This window comes from Exiguobacterium sp. 9-2 (assembly GCF_036287235.1).
Lineage (GTDB): Bacteria > Bacillota > Bacilli > Exiguobacteriales > Exiguobacteriaceae > Exiguobacterium_A.
In genome coordinates this window covers 2,461,954-2,480,030 of record NZ_CP142850.1, presented here as the reverse complement: position 1 = coordinate 2,480,030, position 18,077 = coordinate 2,461,954, and the positions used below count along the sequence as shown (strand labels likewise).

The following is an 18,077-nucleotide window of genomic DNA, read 5'->3' as shown; positions in this document are numbered from 1 at the left end:
TGCCTCCTTAGTTGAGTAATTGTAAGACGCCTTGCGGCAAGGCGTTCGCTTGAGCGATCATCGCCATCCCCGATTGGTTAAGGATGTTGTACTTCGCATATTCCATCATCTCACGCGCCATATCGGTGTCGCGAATCCGCGACTCTGAAGCCGTCAAGTTCTCGACGCTGACGCTGAGGACGGATGACGTCGCTTCAAACCGGTTCTGAATTGCCCCGAGTTGTGAACGTTGCTGAGAGATCGTATCAATTGCTTTCGTATAATGGCTGATCGCATCATTCGCATCCGTTGCCGTCATGACGCTGAGGGCGTATTCGGGTGCGTCACTGCTCGAGAAATCAAGCGGACGAATCGAGGGATCAGCTTGTGTCGTTGAACTGATATCAAGCGCAAGAGCTTGCATGTCGTCAATCGTGATCGAGATGCCTTCGTTGGCGCCAGCATTCGTTTGGATGAACAGCGCACTGTCGGCATCGTTGAACTTGCCGCTCAACAATTCTTTGCCGTTGAACTGGGTCGTCTTTGCAATCCGCGAGACCTCGTTCGTCAGCTGGTTGATTTCTTCTTGAATCGCTGTCCGGTCTTCCGTCGCGAGTGTACCGTTACCAGCTTGGACGGCGAGTTCGCGCATACGTTGTAATAAGTTATGTGTCTCACTCAAACCGCCTTCAGCCGTTTGAATCATCGAGACGCCGTCAAGGACGTTCTGTTCCGCTTTATCGAGCGCCTTCAAACGGTTGCGCATCTTCTCCGAGATCGCGAGACCAGCTGCATCATCCGCACCCCGGTTGATTTTTTGACCGCTCGATAGTTTATCCATCGTCGTCTTGACGTTCGTCTGGTTGATGCTGAGATTGCGATAAGCCTTTAAGGCTTGAACGTTGTTCGTGATTCTCATTCGTATTCCATCCCTTCGTATCGTTGATGATGTGCGGCGCGCACGAGTGGTCGATCGACGGTCTGTGCCGCTTGCCAAGTGACGCGTAAGTCTTCTGCCAGTTCGAGTAGTTCGTCTAAGACACGCGGCGTCTTATAAACCTGTAACGTTTGCTCAGCAAGATAGTGGTAGAGCGCGTCCAGTTGTGCCGTGATGATGCCACCGTCGTCGTGTAACCCCGCCTGCAATTTGTCTAGTAACTGATAGGCTTTTTGTAAGCGTTCGTTGACCTCGTCAAAACGGTTCGTATCACGTGCGAGAATGGCGCGATCGTATTGAAGGACGAGTCCCGTCAACATCACTTCCGTCAGCTGTTGCGGGGTCATCGCGTAGAGTTCTTGTTCTGTCATGTCTGCCGTCCTTTCGCGTTGTCGAGTTCTTCGATCAGTAAGAGCAGTTCTGCCATCACGTCGTAAAGTTGCGGTGGGATCGCTGTCCCGAGGTCGAGATCAAGCAAGTGACCGAGAAGGGACGTATCGTGTTCGATCGCGACCCCGTTCGCCCGTGCTTCTTGTAGGATTCGATCGGCGGCTTGACCGCTAGCTCTAGCGACGACGACCGGTGCTTGACCGGATGCTTCATCGTAGCGGAGGACAGCAGCAGTCTTGCGTCCGGTTAAGTCGATTTTCTGATACATATCGGTCTCTCCTTTTAGATACGGTAGTCGTAGCCACCTGGTGTCTCGTTTTGTTTGACGGTTTCTGTGACTTGTTCGCGCGTGAATGGACGGAACTGGATTCGGACGTCTTGGTAACCGGTTGCTTGCAGAGCGTCCGTCGTCCGGTCGAGGAACGGTGTTGCCAGTTGTTCAAGGACCGGATGATCGTTTTCGATTGTGATCTGCATCTTGCGATTGACGGTCTCGACCCGGACACCGATCTCCCCGAGGCGTGGCGTATTGAGCTGGACGTACAACATGTTGTTTTCCCAGTCGATCACTTCGTCCGGCCGTTTGTTTTGTAAGTGGACGTGGAGTCCTGCCGTCGCTTCAATAAGTTGGACCGGTAAGGCGAGTAAAATCTGGTTCAACTGTTGCTGACTGTCCGGTTTATTAACTTGCTGTTGTGCTGCAAGGAATGTCTGCAATTTGGCAGCTTCCGGATTTGCTGCCGGCGTACTCAGTTTCAGTTCCGCCGTCTGGAGCTGGAGCGTCTTTTGGACGGTCTCCTGCAAGAGGCGTGGACTGTTCTGTTGCGGCTCATATGGAACGGCTTTTTGTGCCGTTTGTGACGAAGGAAACGGCGCTTGTGGCGGCAGTCCCTGCATCTCTGGTAAGTAGGTCGGACGGACATTTGCTGGCGCATAGCGGAAGGCTTCAAAGGCGACTCGGACTTCCTGTAAAACGGCTTTTGCTTCTGTTCCGCGTCCGAGTAACGCCAGTTCCGCACCCCGTTCAAGTTTCGATAAGAAATGGATCAGCTGTTTTTCATCCTTCATCGAGGTATGTAATAAGGCGTCCGTTTGCTGGAAGACTTGTTTTAAGCGTTGCGCCGTACTCTCGATGACGGCGACCATCTGGACCGGACGTGTCTCGACGAGCGGTTCGATTTGCCGGAGTTGGGAGACGATCGTTCGCTGTTGGCTCTTGAAATCATTCGTGATCTCAGCAAGCCGTGGCGTCACTTCACGGACGAGCGTTAAGGCAGAGCGGACCGGTGCCGGTTGCCCTGTTACTGGTTCCGATTGACTTGCCCGTGCCGTCAGACCGATCAATTGCTCACGGACACTCGTCTTCGGCTCGAGTGGCGCTTGCGGGAAATAGGGCGCCAGTTGTTTGCGGACAGTCTCGATCTCGCCTTGTTCGAGCGTTGCGACGAGTGCCGGGCGTTTCTCTGCTGGTATGTGTTCAATGTATTGTCGGATATGCAAGGGCGACGCTGTCTCGATCTCGCGTTGCGTCGGTAGCGTCACACGGGCGACGTCAAGCGCGACGGCTTTTTCGAACGTCGGCTGCTCCTTTAAGGCGTCTCGTTCCGGCAGGACGTTCCGATAGTCTTCCGTCGTCGCAAGGAGACTTGCGATCAAGACGTCGGCGTCAACGGGCAGTGCAGTATCCGGTCGCGACACGAGTTCGAGTGCTAAGTCCTTGTACGTTCCTTGCAGTGCCGTCACGAGTTGGGCGACGATTTCCGGTGTCTGTGGCAGTTGACCGCTCGCGAGTAACTTCGCGACGGCTTGCTTCAGTTCTGCAGGCACACCTTCAAGCAAAGCGGGATTGACATTTGATGGAACAGACAGGACAGGTGGCGTTTCCGCATCCGGTGTCGCTGGTGTTAGTTGTTCAATCAGGTAACCTTCTGCTGTCTGTCCTTTGACCTTGAACTGGAAATCACCTGTCGGAACGTCGCCTGTGAAGGTCATCTCGATCTTATCCCGACCGACCTGGACGAGAGCCGTATGCGGACCAGTCTGCTCAAGGACCGTTCCTTTATAGGTCTTTGTGTCCAAAAGCGGCGTCTGACCAGGGGATTGTGCCGGACGTGCCGGATTCAATTGGATGTTCATCGAGAAGCCTCCTTGTTTTTTAAAACTGTCATCTCATTATATATCGGCAGAAACCAAAAAGGATTGAGCGAATTCATCGCCCAACCCTGATTTTTTTACGGTTACTCTTTAAGATTTGATTGCATTAAAGCGTTCCTCTAATGTCATCGCGTTCAATTGTTGATAACGAGCCATCAGCTCGCCAGTTGCTTTCATTTGGTTGCGGACGATGTAAGGAGAGGCGTTTACGGGAAGGATCATGCCATTACGAGTCTTGAGCTTCGTCTGTCCGTCTTCCTCGATGACTTCAGACATGTGGCTCCAAGCATACCACTCGCAATCATCACGTTTCGGTGATTTCGTTGGGAAAAACACGAGGCCGAGTGTCGGTTCAATGACGACTGGGACTTTTCCTTTTACAGATGCGACACGTTTTGCTGTCACGATGCGTTCCTCAATGGAACTGTTGTATTGCCTGCAGGAAAGCTGCAGTAGTTGATACGGTCGAAGCGGGGTCATGATGGTCGAGCCATCCTCGAGTACGATGATGGATTGCTTCATCATATCGTAGCACGGGAGAATCGCCACCGTCCGTTTCGTGATTCGATACTTTTCGTCATTATGGAATGGTCGCATTCGACTACATCCTCCTTAAGATAGGACAATGGATAAAATAGGTAATTACTAACGATATAATACAATAATACAACTGTAATGACAATGTAATTTTTTAAAATATAGAGCAATAAGTAGGGAATATTATTCATTTTTTAGAATGAATTCAAAGTAATCAGAATTTTTAATTGTCAATAATTCCTTCTTTTGATAGACTAAGCCGTAGAGAGCTTGCTCTCGAACTCTGGTTTGCGAAGGGAACGTGAATTCGAATGGAACAAGGTAAAGTAAAATGGTTTAATGCTGAAAAAGGTTATGGATTCATCGAAACGTCTGACGCGAAAGACGTATTCGTACACTTCTCAGCGATTCAAGTCGATGGTTATAAATCACTTGAAGAAGGCGAAGAAGTGGAATTTGAAATCGTTGAAGGCGATCGTGGTCCACAAGCTGCGAACGTTTCAAAGATCTAATCCAATAGCAGCCGCCACCGTTTTTAGGCTATTCGCCTAAAAGCGGTTTTTGTTTTGAGTTCGAATAAAACGGGTATATACGTTAACATCAACATGCTTCAATATTATCGTACGCTAAGAACAGTAGCGAACGTTCATGAGAATGTCATTGTTCTCATGGTCTTCCTTCACTTATCGTGCTATAATAAAAACGAACCAAAGAATTTCGAATATTCAGAAGGAAACGACTGGAGCATCTCGAATTCATAGGTTCAACCGGTTACTTAAGGAGGAGTTTACATGATCTACAACATTCGCGGTGAAAACTTGGACGTCACAGATGCTCTCAAGGATTACGTCGAGAAAAAGCTTGAAAAGTTAACTCGTTATTTTACAACTCCTACGGAAGCGCAAACGGCTTATGTCAATCTCAAAGTCAATAATGAGAAACAAAAAGTCGAAGTGACGATTCCAATGCCAAACCTCTTGCTCCGTGCTGAGGATGTCAATGGCGATATGTATGCAGCAATCGACCTCGTCGTCGATAAGCTCGAACGTCAGATCCGGAAACACAAAACGAAATTGAACCGGAGAGGGCGCGCTAAAGAAGGCGGCATCGGAGAGTACTTCAAAACGCTCGAAGGACCGGAAGCGGAAGCGCCAGTCTATGAAGAGGACGAGGCAGAACTCGAACTCGTTCGGACGAAACGTTTCACACTCAAACCAATGGACACGGAAGAAGCAATTCTTCAGATGGACATGCTCGGACACGCATTCTTCGTCTTCTCAGACGCAGAAACGGGCAACACGAACGTCGTCTACCGTCGTAAGGATGGTCGTTACGGTTTGATTGAACCAGAATAATGAATGCAACAGGGACTCGCTCTTACGGGCGAGTCCCTTTTTGATATGATGAAAAACTATTTCTAAACAAGGTACGTTTGCTCTACGACAAAAGACCGAGACCGCTGCTCGGTCCGCTTGTTGAAATTTGACGTTGTATTCGGTACACTGAATAAAGGAAAAATCTCGGAATTCTGTTCGTTCAAAGAATCGTTCGAAGTAAGGGGACTGTAAGGCATGGCTAATTTTCTAAAAGAATTATTTGCACCAACGAAACGTGTCCTGAAGAAAGCCGAAAAAGCAGCAGACGCTGTAGAAGCGCTCGAGACACAAATCGGTGCGTTATCGGATCAAGAACTGGAAGGGAAAGTCGTTGAATTCCGTGAGCGTCTCGCTAACGGAGAAGACTTAGATGATATTTTACCGGAAGCCTTCGCGGTCTGTCGCGAAGTGTCAACACGCGTTCTCGGCATGCGCCACTACCGCGTTCAGTTGATTGGTGGATATGTCCTGCACAATGGGGATATCGCCGAAATGAAGACCGGGGAAGGTAAGACGCTCGTAGCAACACTCCCTGTCTATTTGAATGCTCTCGCAGGCAACGGCGTACACGTCGTTACCGTCAACGAATATCTCGCAAAACGTGACCGTGACATCATGGAGCCGCTTTATGCAGCACTTGGTCTCTCGGTCGGCTTGAATCTCTCAAGCATGTCGCGTCAAGAAAAACAAGCAGCATACAGCTGTGACATCACGTACGGAACGAACAACGAGTTCGGTTTCGATTACTTGCGTGATAACATGGTCCTCTACAAAGAAGACCGCGTTCAACGTCCACTCAGTTATGCCGTCGTCGATGAAGTCGACTCGATTCTCGTCGATGAAGCGCGGACTCCGCTCATCATCTCAGGATCGGCCGAAAAATCGACAGCGCTCTATTCACAAGCCGATGCGTTCGCAAAAATCATGAAGGCAGAGGAGGACTACACGGTCGACATCAAGACGAAGAGTGTCCTGTTGACGGAGCAAGGAATCGACCGTGCTGAAAAATACTTCGGTATTGATAACTTGTTTGGTCTCGAACACGTCGCGCTCAACCATCATTTAAGCCTCGCACTGCGGGCGAACGCTGTCATGCATCGCGACGTCGACTATATGGTTCGCGAAGACGAAGTCATGATCATCGACCAATTCACAGGTCGTGTCATGGAAGGTCGTCGTTATTCGGAAGGTCTGCACCAAGCGATCGAAGCGAAGGAAGGCGTCGAGATTCAACGCGAATCCATGACCCTTGCGACGATCACGTACCAAAACTTCTTCCGGATGTATACGAAGCTTGCCGGAATGACCGGTACAGCGAAGACGGAGGAAGAAGAGTTCCGTAACATCTACAACATGCACGTCGTACCGGTTCCGACGAACAAACCGGTCGTCCGAAATGATATGCCGGACTTGATCTTCAAGACGATGAACGGGAAGTTTGCTGCTGTCGCAGACGAAATCGAACGTGCCCACCGTGAAGGACAACCAGTCCTCGTCGGTACGGTTGCCGTCGAGACGTCGGAGTTGCTGAGTAACATCCTCAAAAAACGTGGCATTCGTCACGAAGTCTTGAACGCGAAGAACCACGCACGTGAAGCGGAAATCATTGAGAACGCGGGTCAAGCGAACTCGGTCACGATCGCAACGAACATGGCTGGTCGTGGTACCGACATTAAGCTCGGTCAAGGTGTCTTAGAAAAAGGTGGTCTCTATATCCTCGGGACAGAACGTCACGAATCACGCCGGATCGATAACCAACTCCGTGGTCGTGCCGGTCGTCAAGGGGATCCAGGTGCATCACAATTCTATCTCTCACTTGAAGATGAATTGATGCGTCGCTTTGGTTCTGATTCGCTGCAGTCGATGATGGATCGTCTCGGAATGGATGATTCGCAACCGATCGAGAGTCGGATGGTGTCTCGTGCCGTTGAATCGGCTCAAAAACGCGTCGAAGGAAATAACTTTGATGCGCGGAAACAAGTCCTCGGATACGATAACGTCATGGCGGATCAACGGAAAGTCATGTACGCGGACCGGGCAGCGATTCTCGATGCCGGTTCCGTGTCAGATATCGTCCGTCCGATGATCGAGCAGACGATCGAAGCAGGCGTCCATCAGTACACGCCGGTCGAGTTCGTACCGGAAGAATGGAGCATCGGTGCGCTTGCGGAATGGGCGAACCAGACGCTTGCGATCGAAGAGAAAGTCACGGAAAGTGACCTCTTCGGAAAAGAACGTGAAGAAATCATCGATTTGCTCAAAGAGCGCACGTTCGCGCACTACGAGCACAAGCGCTCAGAAGTCCCAGCAGAAGCATTCGATGAGTTCGAAAAAGTCATCGTCCTACGTGCCGTCGACCAACACTGGATGAACCACATCGATCAGATGGATCAACTCCGTGAAGGGATTCACCTCCGGGCATACGGTCAAAACGACCCGCTCCGTGAATACCAATCAGAAGGTTCGATGATGTTTGATGCGATGAACGCTGCGATCGCAGAAGAAGTGACACAATTCGTCCTTCGTGCGGATCTCGACCCGAACCTCAAACGCGAAAAAGTCGTCCAAGACGAAGTCGCGGTTTCTGGTAAGGAAGACAAAGCGGTCAAGAAAAAACCGGTCCGGAAAAATCCAAACGACCAAATCGGACGTAACGATCCGTGCTGGTGTGGATCCGGTAAGAAATATAAGAACTGTCACGGCCGTCAGGCATAAGTGATGAATCGACTGAAAGAGGGGCAGGAGATTCCTGCCTCTTTTCACGGAAAGAGAAGGTGGATTACATGGAATTAGCAGAAATTCGCAACACCGCCGAGTGGATGGAAAAGAAACTCGACGAATATAAGGCATCACTCGACCTTGAGTCGAAGATTGCTCGGATTGAAGAACTCGAAAACGAGATGACGTACCCGGACTTCTGGAACAACCAGGAATCGGCACAAAAAGTCATCGATGAGTCGAACGGCTTAAAAGCGATGGTCGACAAGTATAAAGAACTCGAAGCAGGTCACGAGAACGTTGCCTTGACATATGAATTGATTAAGGAAGAGCCGGATGCGGATCTTCAAGAAGAGCTCGAGTCAGAACTCGGCGATCTCAAGAAAAAGTTCGAAGACTTCGAATTACAAATCCTCTTGAACGGCGAGTATGACGCGAACAACGCGATTCTCGAGTTACACCCAGGTGCGGGTGGTACTGAGTCACAAGACTGGGCATCAATGCTTCTCCGGATGTACCAACGTTTCTGCGATAAGCAGGGCTGGAAAGTCGAAACAATGGATTACCAACCAGGTGATGAAGCCGGTGTCAAATCGGTCACGCTTCGTATTCAAGGGCATAATGCCTATGGGTACTTGAAAGCCGAAAAAGGGATCCACCGTCTTGTCCGGATCTCACCGTTTGACTCGTCAGGCCGTCGTCATACATCGTTCGTCTCGTGTGACGTCATGCCGGAGTTCAACGATGACATCGATATTGAAGTCCGTACGGAAGACTTGCGGATCGATACGTACCGTGCTTCTGGTGCCGGTGGTCAGCACATCAATACGACGGACTCAGCTGTCCGAATCACCCACGTTCCGACAGGCGTCGTCGTCTCTTGTCAACAAGAACGGTCGCAGATCAAGAACCGTGAAGCGGCGATGAAGATGTTGAAAGCGAAACTTTACCAACGCGAAATCGAAGAGCAACAAAAGAAACTCGACGAAATCCGTGGTGAAAAATCGGATATCGCATGGGGTAGCCAAATCCGTTCGTACGTCTTCCACCCATACAGCATGGTCAAGGATCACCGGACGAACTATGAAGTCGGGAACACGCAAGGGGCAATGGATGGTGACATCATGGGCTTCATCGATGCGTACCTCCGTCTCATGAATATGTAAGACAACCAACCAGTCGGACGATGTTCGACTGGTTTTTTGACCGTCAAAGGGGGAAGCGTGATGAAGAAGCAAAGTCGGGTCAACAAACAGGCGTGGGAATACCGAGCATATGAATTTTGGGAGAAACGCGATGGGACACCAGCCAAATATGCTGCACGTATTAAACAAGATCCAGCCGCATGCCTGAAGAAGCATCGACATGATCTCGAAGACGTCGCGGGGAAGGCGATTGCGAATATTTGTGGTTCAAACGGACGCAAGGCGGTTCCGTTAGCGTTACTCGGGGCAGACGTCACTGTGTTCGATATCTCAGAGGAGAATGCCAAGTATGCGCTTGAACTGGCGCACCATGCTGAGACAAGAATCACGTATGTCGTCGGTGATCTCTATGCGATCGATCTTGAACGATATCGCGATACCTTTGATATCCTTTACTTAGAAGGCGGGATTTTGCATTATTTTGCTGATCTCAAGCGTTTTTTACAGATTCTCTTTGCAATCTTGCAACCTGGTGGACAGCTGATCCTTAGCGATTTTCATCCGGTCGGACGCTGGATCGATGCTGATTTGAAGTATACACCACGCTACTTCGATCAAGCCTTGCAAGCGGGTGACTTGGCGTATAAGACGCACTTTACGAATGAGGAGCAAGTCGATTTTCCAGACGTTTCTGTCCGCTATTTTACATTGAGTGAGATCTTAAACGGGATTCTTCAAACACGTTTCATATTAGATCGATTCGACGAGCATCGTGGCTGGAATGGTGAGAACATCCCGTCCGAGTTCACGCTCCTCGCAACCAAACCATTTGAAGGGAGCAATAACTGATGATCATCCGTAAAGAAGGCTTTAAGGACGCAACGGGAATTCGGCTCGTCCATGAAGCGGCATTCGAACAACCGAACGAAGCGAATCTCGTTGATGCCTTACGCGAGGAGGAAGCGGCGCAACCGGTCTTCGGTCGCGTCGCGGTGACTGATAAAGGAGAAATCGTTGGTCATGTCCTCTTGAGCCGGATCCATATCGATGACATCCCGTCGCTTGCCTTAGCGCCGGTCGGTGTCCTACCCACCTGGCAGCGAAAGGGTATCGGCTCTGAATTGATCCGTCAAGTGATCGAGGATGCGCGGGACGCCGGGGAATCCCACATCGTCGTCCTCGGTCACGACAGCTATTATCCACAGTTCGGCTTTGAACGGGCGATTGACTACGGTATCAAGCCGCCGTTCCCCGTTCCGCCGGAGGTCTTTCTCGTTCTTGCACTCGAACGGAATGGATTACGTGGCGTTAGCGGTATCGTTCGCTACAGTCCACCCTTTAGTGCGGTATAAAGGGAACACTGTGAGTTGTTCCGCCTGTCTAGTCGTTGTCTGACTTTTCCGCTAAAATGAAACACGAGAATCAATTGATAAGGGGAAATGGAATGTCATGACATCGACACGTCAGGAAGTCGTGCGCGATTATGCGTATTTGTTAATCGGGTCCTTGTTCGTCGCAAGTGCCTTTAGTTTATTTTTAGCACCGAACCAACTCGCCTCGGGAGGGGTCAGTGGCTTATCGATCGTCTTGAACGATTTGTTCGGAATTTCGCCAGGATTGTTCCAACTCGTCGCGAACGTCGTCTTGCTTGCGATCGGTTGGATGATCCTCGGGATGGGCTTTGGGGTCAAATCACTCGTCGGGTCGATCTTCTTACCGGTCGTCATCCTCGTATATGAGCGGTTCGATGTTCCGGCTGCGACAATGAATCCGATGCTTGCTGCAATCTTTGGTGGTGCCGGGGTCGGGATTGGACTCGGTCTGATCTTCCGGGGGCGAGCGTCGACCGGAGGAATGGATTTGATTGCGCAAATCCTGCATCGTTTCACGAAATTGCCACTTCATCTGTGTATCGCCTTGCTTGACGGCACGATCGTCATCAGTGCGGCGACGATCTTCTCGCTTGAGATTGGGCTGTATGCACTCGTTGCTTTGTTCATCACGATCAAAATGATCGACGTCGTCCAGCTCGGAATCACGAACGACAAACTTGCCTATATCATTTCCGATCAACGGGAAGCGTTAGTGAAAGAAATCTTCGAGACACTCGATCGCGGGGCGACGGAGATCGAGGCAGCAGGAGCGTTCACGCGGACACGCAAACCGATGCTAATGGTCGTCGTTCGTCAAGGGGAAATCACGACGCTCAAAGAAATCGTCAAACACATCGATCCATCGGCATTCCTCGTCGTCAGTGAAGCCCATGAGGTGCTCGGACTCGGGTTTACAGACGATAAACGCTACCGTAATGTGCCATAATCGTTCTTAAAACGTGAAGTTTTTGTGAAATCACGCTTAACTCATCCGGATAACGGTTATACTCTAACTAGGTCAGTAGCGTTTATGTAGATACTTACAAGAGGGGGATATCCGGATGAAGCTGAAAAACTTGTTACTCGCGTTAGGCTTAGGAACGACACTTGCGCTCGCGGCATGTGGTGGTAGTGACGATTCGAGTTCTGATGATTCATCGTCAGGCACGAAGGATGAGTCAACGATGAACGATGATTCGTCGAAGACACAATCCGGTGTAGATGCTGAGAAAATCTTCGCCAACAACTGTGCAACGTGTCATGGTAAAAACCTTGAAGGAAACGTCGGACCGAACTTGACGAAGGTTGGATCGAAATATTCTTCAGAAGAGATTCAAAAAATCATCAAGAACGGGAAAGGGCAAATGCCTGCTGGTATCCTGAAAGATGATAAAGAAATCACGGCTGTTGCCGACTGGCTCGCTGCTAAAAAATGATTATGGGATATGATGGGGTACGAGATGACACACACGACATGTGTTCGTCATTCGTGCCTCTTTTTTATGGTATAATCGCCTGAAATGACATTTGATTGTAATGTGCGTTCAATTTTGTCCCTGTTATAATGGTGGTCGGTAGGTTTTTGGACCTATTCATTTAGCATCAGTAAATAAGTAAGGATGTGAAGTACGTGATCAAGATGCAACGAATCAGTAAGATTTATCCGAACGGCGTCACGGCACTCCGTGAGGTCGATTTGACGATCAATCAAGGCGAATTCGTCTATATCGTCGGTCCGTCGGGTGCGGGTAAATCAACATTCATGAAAATGATGTACCGCGAAGAGAAACCAACGAGCGGTTCATTTTTGTTTAAAGGAATCGAAGTCGGTAAGTTGAAGAACCGTCAAATCCCCGAACTTCGTCGCCAAATCGGCGTCATCTTCCAAGATTTTAAATTACTCCCGTCACTGACGGTTTATGAAAATGTCGCCTTTGCGCTAGAAGTCGTAGGGGAAGACAAAGCACAAATCCGGAAGAAAGTACTCGAAGTACTCGATCTCGTTAAGCTCAAGCATAAAGAGCGCAACTATCCGGACGAATTATCTGGGGGCGAACAACAACGGATCTCGATCGCGAGAGCCATCGTCAACCGTCCGTCACTCGTCATCGCCGATGAGCCGACTGGAAACCTGGACCCGGATACAGCATGGGAGATCATGGAAGTATTCGAAGAGATTTATCGCCGTGGGACAACGGTCGTAATGGCGACACACAACCGGGACATCGTTAACAAGATGCGTCATCGTGTCTTAGCGATCGATGGAGGAAAAATCGTCCGAGACGAAGAGAAAGGAATGTACGGCTATGAAGTTTAATGGATTCCGTCATTTACGGGAAGGGGCAAAAGGTCTCGTCCGGAACGGCTGGATGACATTCGCTTCTGTCAGTGCCGTTACCGTCACGTTACTTCTCGTAGGAATATTCGCGATGCTCATGTTCAACGTCAACAAGATTTCCGATAACGTCGAAAAAGACGTTGAAATCCAAGTATTCGTCGAACGAGAAGCAGACCAGTCGAAGATCGATGCAGTCGGTGAAGCACTCAAGCAGATGCCGGGCGTCAACACTGTTCGTTACAGTTCAAAAGAAGAAGAACTGGACCGCTTCAAGAAGCAACTTGGCGAAGGTTCTCAAGCCTACCAGTCGGTTGAAAAAGACAATCCGCTTCACGACCGATATATCGTCAAAGCTACCTCACCAAAAGAGACAGAAACACTTGCAAATTCCATCAAAAAAATGGAAAATGTAGATAGTGTCGAATATGGTAAGGACTATGTTAAAAAGATGTTTAACTTCCTTGAAGGAGTTCGGATCGGTGGAATCATCCTGATCGTCGGATTGACGTTCATGGCAATGTTCCTTATTTCGAACACGATTAAAGTCACGATCTTCTCCCGTCGCCGGGAAATCGAGATCATGCGCCTCGTCGGAGCGAAAAACGGATTCATCCGTGCACCGTTCTTCGTCGAAGGATTATTGATGGGCATATTAGGTGCCATCATCCCGATCGTCGTCGTCTACTTCGGTTACGAAGTCTCATACAACGCGATCCAACCCCAACTTTCTACCGTGAATGCGGGAATATTCTCGTTGATTCCACCAGGTGAATTGTCGGCACAAGTCGTCTTAATCCTGCTCGGACTCGGTGCATTCATCGGTGTATGGGGATCAACGACATCACTCGGTCGTTTCTTGAAGATTTAAATCAGTTACCCAAAAATAAAATAGAGGAGAGATGCTTCTCATGAAAGTCCGATTCTATTCTGCCGTCCTGAGCTTAGCTTTGATTGGAACTAGTGTGTCCGTTGATGCCACGTCGAAAGAAGATTTGCTGAAGGAACAACAGGAGGTCGAAAGCCGTCTGAAAGAGACGGAACGATTACAGAATCAGACATCAGAGAAGTTGAACTTGACGAAACAGGAGCGTAAGGAAGCCCGTGCGCAACTGAATGAAGTCAACAGCCGTTTGGATGATTTAGCGCTTAAGATAGCCGATCAACAAGCGGCTGTTGCTGCATCTAAAGAACAATTGCGTCTGACGGAAGCAGCGATTTCCGAGACGCTCAAGGAACTGCATCAACAAGAAGAGTTGCTTGGAAGCCGATTGCGTGCCGTCCAACAAAAAGGAGACGTCAAATACATCGAGGTCTTGCTCGACGCAAAAGACTTTGGTGATTTGATTTCGCGCTTCAGTACGGTCAGTGAGATCATCAAACAAGATGATCATGTCTTACAAGCTTACAAGGGGAACGTCAAACAACTGAGCGAACAACGGTCGGAACAAGCACTATTGCTTGAAAGCATGAAACGGGAACAACGGAAGTTGCTCGTGCTCCAGACACGAATCATTGCGGAATCTGAGCTCAAGCGAAAGCTTGTCGTCCAGTTGAACACGAAGGTCAAGGAACTGCAACAAGAGCAGTTCTCTAAAGCCGAGGAAGCAGAAATTCTCGCGGATCAGCGCCGTCTGATTCAAAACGAATTGATTGCCCTGCAAGAAGCCGAACGGAAAGCAAAAGAAGAAGCGAAACGGAAAGCGGAGGAAGCGGCGCGGGCAGCAGAAGCAAAACGTCAAGCGGAAGCGGAAGAAGCGGCGCGGGCAGCAGAAGCAAAACGTCAAGCGGAAGCGGCAGAAGCGGCACGTGCAGCAGAGGCAAAAAAGAAAAAATCCGATGCTCCAAGTGCGGAACCGACCATTCCTGAAGTCGAGTCACCGACTGCAACGCCGGAGCAACCGGCAGATGCCGTGACGAGTCGTCCGTTCCATTTACCGGTTCAAGGATATGTCTCGTCGCCGTTCGGTCCCCGAAACAATCCGTTGACAGGGAAGCCGGAGATTCATAAAGGGATTGATCTCGTAAATGCAAAAGGAACACCGATTCATGCAGCGGCAGGTGGTATCGTTCTACGTGCCGGTAGTGCAACAGGTTACGGGAACGTCGTCATGGTGACGCATTTGATTGATGGACAGGTCTACACGACCGTCTATGCACATCTCGATTCGATCAGCGTCTCCGCCGGTCAAACAGTCATGCCGGGTAAGACGGTCGGCACATTAGGTACAACGGGCTGGTCGACAGGTCCGCATTTGCATTTCGAATTGCATAAGGGAGAGTGGGCAGTCGGACAACCGAATGCAGTTGACCCAGCACCGTACATCTTTTGACATCCCACAGAATACTGAAAAGATAGGGTAACCTATCTTTTTTTGCTATACTGAAAAAAATAATGCGTTTTTAATGGAAGTGGGGAATCAAGCGTGAAAAAATCTACAACAGCAGTGATTGCGGTCAGTACCTTCGGGCTTGGTTTAGGGGCAGGTGCCGTCGGTATGTTAGCGGCTGGCGGAACAGATTCCGTTGCAACGCAGTCATCATCTTCGAATGCGACAGGTGATTGGAAAAAAATCGACCAGGTCCGGCAGATGATCGAACAAAATTATCTAAAAGACGTGACAGATAAAGAGTTACTCGATGGTGCGTTATCTGGCATGACAGAAGTGCTTAACGATCCATATTCCGTTTATATGGATGAGTCGGAAACGACCTCGTTCAACACAAATCTGTCGTCTTCGTTTGAAGGGATCGGTGCGACGCTTGAACAAAAAGGTGAGTCGATCGTCATCGTCTCGCCGATCAAAGGATCACCTGCTGAAAAAGCTGGTATCAAACCAGGCGACGTCATCCTAGAAATCGATGGTAAGTCGACAAAAGGTCAAAAGACGGATCAAGCCGTTAAAAAAATTCGTGGTGAAAAAGGAACGAATGTCGTCCTGACGATTCAGCGTAGCGGACAAGACGCGATGGAGATCACGATTAAACGCGATACGATTCCAATCGAGACGGTCTATACGTCAACGGAGAATGTCAACGGCAAGAAGATCGGTGTCTTACAAGTAACACAGTTCTCGGAACCGACAGCAGAAGAGTTCGAGAAGGGGTTGACGAAACTCGAGAGTCAGAACATTGATGGACTCGTCATCGATGTACGCGGAAATCCGGGTGGTCTTTTGACGGCTGTCTCGAAAATGATCGCTCCGTTCATTCCGAAAGACGTGCCGATTTATCAAGTCGAGAACAATAAAGGCGAGCGCCAGCAGGAATTCGGGAAGGCAGACGAGAAGAAACCATATAACATCGTCGTCTTAGAAGACGGCGGATCGGCCTCAGCGTCCGAGATCCTTGCAGCCGGTCTGAAGGAAGGAGCTGGCGCCGAAGTCGTCGGTACGAAGTCGTTCGGGAAAGGGATCGTCCAAAGTGCGTATGATTTGAAGGACGGTAGCGACCTGAAGTTAACGACGAACAAATGGCTGACACCAGACGGAAACTGGATCCACAAAAAAGGGGTCAAGCCGACGGTCGAAGTCAAACAACCGGCGTACTTCAACGTCACGAAAATTTTGACTGATCAAAAGTCACTCGCTGTCGGCGATTACGGAAAATCAGTCGAGAATGCCCACCTCGTCCTCGAAGCGATCGGTTATGAGCCAAAAGGACAGGACGGCTATTTCGGTGACACGATGAAACAAGCTGTCGAGGCTTTGCAAAAGGATGCGAAACTTGACGTCACTGGAAAAATCGATCAGCAGACAGCGGGTGAGATGGAGACGCGTCTCCTGAAGAAACTCCAGGACGATAAGAATGACGTCCAGCGGAAAAAAGCACTCGAGGTCGCTGCTCAATAATAAGGAATGGAAAGAGGTCTGAATGCGCGTGGAATTACTCGATGAAATTGGTTGGACCGCGATTAGTCTCATCGCCAGTCCGACCTTGTGGTTAGCACTCCTTGTCAGTTGGGTCATCGGCATCCGGCGTGTCAAACGGGAACGCGGACTGTTTCGCTCCCGGACACACGGTAAACGAAGCGATGTCCTCGAAACACTTTTACCAGGCCTACTCGTCGGTCTCGTCTTGTCCGTCGTCAGCGGATGGCTCGGATTGACAGTGACACCGCAGTACGCTCTACTGTTGCTTGGACTTTCGAGCGTCCTGCTGTTGATTGGTGTCGTTCGTTTGAACCTGCCACTCTGGCCGATCGTCTTGCTTGGACTTGCCGGCTGGTTCCTAATGGATTCACGTCTTGATCCGGTTCGAGCGGTTGAGCCGAAAATGATTTTATTGCTTGCGACGTTAACGCTCGTCGCGGAATGTCTCTTCGTCTGGTGGCGCGGGCAACGGCGTCTGTCACCGTCACTCGTCGTCTCAAAGCGCGGTCGCTTCATCGGTGGGCTGTCGGCAAATAAACTTTGGCTATTGCCTTTGCTCGTCTTTGTTCCGGGCGACGTGCTTGAAGCCTGGTGGCCACGTTACAGCTTCCCGGAACTCGTTCCGGTCGTTCTCTGGTTACCGATCGGTTTCAGTTTCCTCTTTACGGGTAAGTTGCCGAAAGAATTGATGCGTCCGCTCGTTCAAGGACGTTTGATCACGAGTCTTGTTGCAGTTTTATTGACGGTTCTTGCGTACGTGACTGGTCAAGCTGAATGGCTCTACGGAATCGTCTTGTTGCTCGTCCTGCACATTTTGTTGCACCAGCGGGTCAAACGCTTGAACCGGGCGCAAACGCCGTTGTTCCTCAATGGAACGCGTGGTGCCGTCATTCTCGGAACGCTACCTGATAAACCAGCTGCCGAGATGGGCTTGATTCCGGGTGAAGCGATCTATAAGGTCAACGGTGAAAAGGTCGACTCGGAAGCATCGTTCTATGAAGCCATCCAAAAACACAAACCGTATCTGCGTCTTGAAGTCATGAACCATAACGGAGACATCCGTTTTGCGCAACGTGCCTTTTATGAACAAGATCATCATGAGCTCGGTATCCTCTTCGTCAACGAACCGGTCCACGGTCGGACGAAGGTACGCTCTTTGCATTAAACTAGTACATCCCTGTCACGGAACAGCCGTGACAGGGATTTTTTTGTCGGCAGAAAAATCGAAGATCAGCACTCGAAGTAAAAAGAAACTTTTGCA

18 protein-coding genes are annotated in these 18,077 nt (G+C 49.7%); 13 read left to right on the top strand and 5 right to left on the bottom strand.

Annotation, left to right across the window (positions count from 1 at the left end; all coding sequences use genetic code 11):
- Positions 1 to 7 precede the first annotated feature (7 nt).
- The 5 genes from VJ374_RS13030 to VJ374_RS13010 form a co-directional block, all read right to left on the bottom strand.
- A complete protein-coding gene (locus VJ374_RS13030) occupies positions 8 to 898 on the bottom strand; it encodes a flagellin N-terminal helical domain-containing protein (RefSeq protein ID WP_329469035.1) in 891 nt (296 codons plus the stop codon).
- Positions 895 to 1,287, bottom strand: a complete 393-nt coding sequence (locus tag VJ374_RS13025; RefSeq protein WP_290752416.1) for a flagellar export chaperone FliS — start codon at positions 1,285 to 1,287, stop codon at positions 895 to 897. The genes VJ374_RS13030 and VJ374_RS13025 overlap by 4 nt, the downstream gene beginning before the upstream one ends.
- Entirely contained in the window at positions 1,284 to 1,574 is a 291-nt protein-coding gene (locus tag VJ374_RS13020; RefSeq protein WP_029342503.1) for an EscU/YscU/HrcU family type III secretion system export apparatus switch protein, read from the bottom strand. Before VJ374_RS13020 ends, VJ374_RS13025 begins: the two co-directional genes overlap by 4 nt.
- Before the next feature lie 14 nt (positions 1,575 to 1,588).
- A complete protein-coding gene (locus VJ374_RS13015; protein ID WP_329469034.1) occupies positions 1,589 to 3,442 on the bottom strand; it encodes a hypothetical protein in 1,854 nt (617 codons plus the stop codon).
- A 108-nt stretch (positions 3,443 to 3,550) separates the two neighbouring features.
- A complete protein-coding gene (locus tag VJ374_RS13010) occupies positions 3,551 to 4,057 on the bottom strand; it encodes a competence protein ComK (RefSeq protein ID WP_029342501.1) in 507 nt (168 codons plus the stop codon).
- Between the two features lie 251 nt (positions 4,058 to 4,308).
- Between VJ374_RS13010 and VJ374_RS13005 the strand changes: the two genes are divergently transcribed.
- The 13 genes from VJ374_RS13005 (at position 4,309) to VJ374_RS12945 (ending at position 17,981) form a co-directional block, all read left to right on the top strand.
- Positions 4,309 to 4,509: a cold shock domain-containing protein gene (locus VJ374_RS13005; protein ID WP_023469248.1), complete on the top strand. Its 201-nt coding sequence runs from the start codon at positions 4,309 to 4,311 to the stop codon at positions 4,507 to 4,509.
- A 279-nt stretch (positions 4,510 to 4,788) separates the two neighbouring features.
- Complete coding sequence (hpf, locus tag VJ374_RS13000; RefSeq protein WP_035410035.1) at positions 4,789 to 5,352, top strand: ribosome hibernation-promoting factor, HPF/YfiA family; 564 nt, start codon at positions 4,789 to 4,791, stop codon at positions 5,350 to 5,352.
- A gap of 216 nt (positions 5,353 to 5,568) precedes the next feature.
- Entirely contained in the window at positions 5,569 to 8,088 is a 2,520-nt protein-coding gene (gene secA / locus VJ374_RS12995) for a preprotein translocase subunit SecA (RefSeq protein WP_329469032.1), read from the top strand.
- A 68-nt stretch (positions 8,089 to 8,156) separates the two neighbouring features.
- Positions 8,157 to 9,257, top strand: a complete 1,101-nt coding sequence (gene prfB, locus VJ374_RS12990) for a peptide chain release factor 2 (protein WP_023469245.1) — start codon at positions 8,157 to 8,159, stop codon at positions 9,255 to 9,257.
- Between the two features lie 60 nt (positions 9,258 to 9,317).
- The gene (locus tag VJ374_RS12985) at positions 9,318 to 10,085 is read left to right on the top strand and encodes a class I SAM-dependent methyltransferase (RefSeq protein ID WP_329469030.1); all 768 of its coding nucleotides are present in this window, start codon (positions 9,318 to 9,320) and stop codon (positions 10,083 to 10,085) included.
- Positions 10,085 to 10,588, top strand: a complete 504-nt coding sequence (locus tag VJ374_RS12980; protein WP_329469028.1) for a GNAT family N-acetyltransferase — start codon at positions 10,085 to 10,087, stop codon at positions 10,586 to 10,588. Before VJ374_RS12985 ends, VJ374_RS12980 begins: the two co-directional genes overlap by 1 nt.
- 97 nt (positions 10,589 to 10,685) lie before the next feature.
- Positions 10,686 to 11,555, top strand: coding sequence for a YitT family protein (locus VJ374_RS12975; RefSeq protein ID WP_023469242.1), 870 nt, complete (start codon positions 10,686 to 10,688; stop codon positions 11,553 to 11,555).
- A gap of 115 nt (positions 11,556 to 11,670) precedes the next feature.
- Entirely contained in the window at positions 11,671 to 12,045 is a 375-nt protein-coding gene (gene cccB / locus VJ374_RS12970) for a cytochrome c551 (protein WP_329469025.1), read from the top strand.
- A gap of 194 nt (positions 12,046 to 12,239) precedes the next feature.
- Complete coding sequence (ftsE, locus tag VJ374_RS12965; RefSeq protein WP_035410018.1) at positions 12,240 to 12,926, top strand: cell division ATP-binding protein FtsE; 687 nt, start codon at positions 12,240 to 12,242, stop codon at positions 12,924 to 12,926.
- Complete coding sequence (gene ftsX, locus VJ374_RS12960) at positions 12,916 to 13,815, top strand: permease-like cell division protein FtsX (protein ID WP_329469022.1); 900 nt, start codon at positions 12,916 to 12,918, stop codon at positions 13,813 to 13,815. Before ftsE ends, ftsX begins: the two co-directional genes overlap by 11 nt.
- A gap of 40 nt (positions 13,816 to 13,855) precedes the next feature.
- Complete coding sequence (locus VJ374_RS12955) at positions 13,856 to 15,277, top strand: peptidoglycan DD-metalloendopeptidase family protein (RefSeq protein ID WP_329469021.1); 1,422 nt, start codon at positions 13,856 to 13,858, stop codon at positions 15,275 to 15,277.
- A 93-nt stretch (positions 15,278 to 15,370) separates the two neighbouring features.
- Positions 15,371 to 16,795 carry a S41 family peptidase gene (locus VJ374_RS12950; RefSeq protein ID WP_056062985.1) on the top strand — a complete coding sequence of 475 codons (1,425 nt, stop codon included), beginning with the start codon at positions 15,371 to 15,373 and terminating at the stop codon, positions 16,793 to 16,795.
- Positions 16,796 to 16,817: 22 nt separating this feature from the next.
- Entirely contained in the window at positions 16,818 to 17,981 is a 1,164-nt protein-coding gene (locus VJ374_RS12945; RefSeq protein ID WP_329469018.1) for a PDZ domain-containing protein, read from the top strand.
- Positions 17,982 to 18,077 lie beyond the last annotated feature (96 nt).

Coding starts and splice junctions, on each gene's coding strand:
- VJ374_RS13030 (WP_329469035.1), bottom strand. CDS start 898: ATGAGAATCACGAACAACGTTCAAGCCTTAAAGGCTTATCGCAATCTC.
- VJ374_RS13025 (WP_290752416.1), bottom strand. CDS start 1,287: ATGACAGAACAAGAACTCTACGCGATGACCCCGCAACAGCTGACGGAA.
- VJ374_RS13020 (WP_029342503.1), bottom strand. CDS start 1,574: ATGTATCAGAAAATCGACTTAACCGGACGCAAGACTGCTGCTGTCCTC.
- VJ374_RS13015 (WP_329469034.1), bottom strand. CDS start 3,442: ATGAACATCCAATTGAATCCGGCACGTCCGGCACAATCCCCTGGTCAG.
- VJ374_RS13010 (WP_029342501.1), bottom strand. CDS start 4,057: ATGCGACCATTCCATAATGACGAAAAGTATCGAATCACGAAACGGACG.
- VJ374_RS13005 (WP_023469248.1), top strand. CDS start 4,309: ATGGAACAAGGTAAAGTAAAATGGTTTAATGCTGAAAAAGGTTATGGA.
- hpf (WP_035410035.1), top strand. CDS start 4,789: ATGATCTACAACATTCGCGGTGAAAACTTGGACGTCACAGATGCTCTC.
- secA (WP_329469032.1), top strand. CDS start 5,569: ATGGCTAATTTTCTAAAAGAATTATTTGCACCAACGAAACGTGTCCTG.
- prfB (WP_023469245.1), top strand. CDS start 8,157: ATGGAATTAGCAGAAATTCGCAACACCGCCGAGTGGATGGAAAAGAAA.
- VJ374_RS12985 (WP_329469030.1), top strand. CDS start 9,318: ATGAAGAAGCAAAGTCGGGTCAACAAACAGGCGTGGGAATACCGAGCA.
- VJ374_RS12980 (WP_329469028.1), top strand. CDS start 10,085: ATGATCATCCGTAAAGAAGGCTTTAAGGACGCAACGGGAATTCGGCTC.
- VJ374_RS12975 (WP_023469242.1), top strand. CDS start 10,686: ATGACATCGACACGTCAGGAAGTCGTGCGCGATTATGCGTATTTGTTA.
- cccB (WP_329469025.1), top strand. CDS start 11,671: ATGAAGCTGAAAAACTTGTTACTCGCGTTAGGCTTAGGAACGACACTT.
- ftsX (WP_329469022.1), top strand. CDS start 12,916: ATGAAGTTTAATGGATTCCGTCATTTACGGGAAGGGGCAAAAGGTCTC.
- VJ374_RS12955 (WP_329469021.1), top strand. CDS start 13,856: ATGAAAGTCCGATTCTATTCTGCCGTCCTGAGCTTAGCTTTGATTGGA.
- VJ374_RS12945 (WP_329469018.1), top strand. CDS start 16,818: ATGCGCGTGGAATTACTCGATGAAATTGGTTGGACCGCGATTAGTCTC.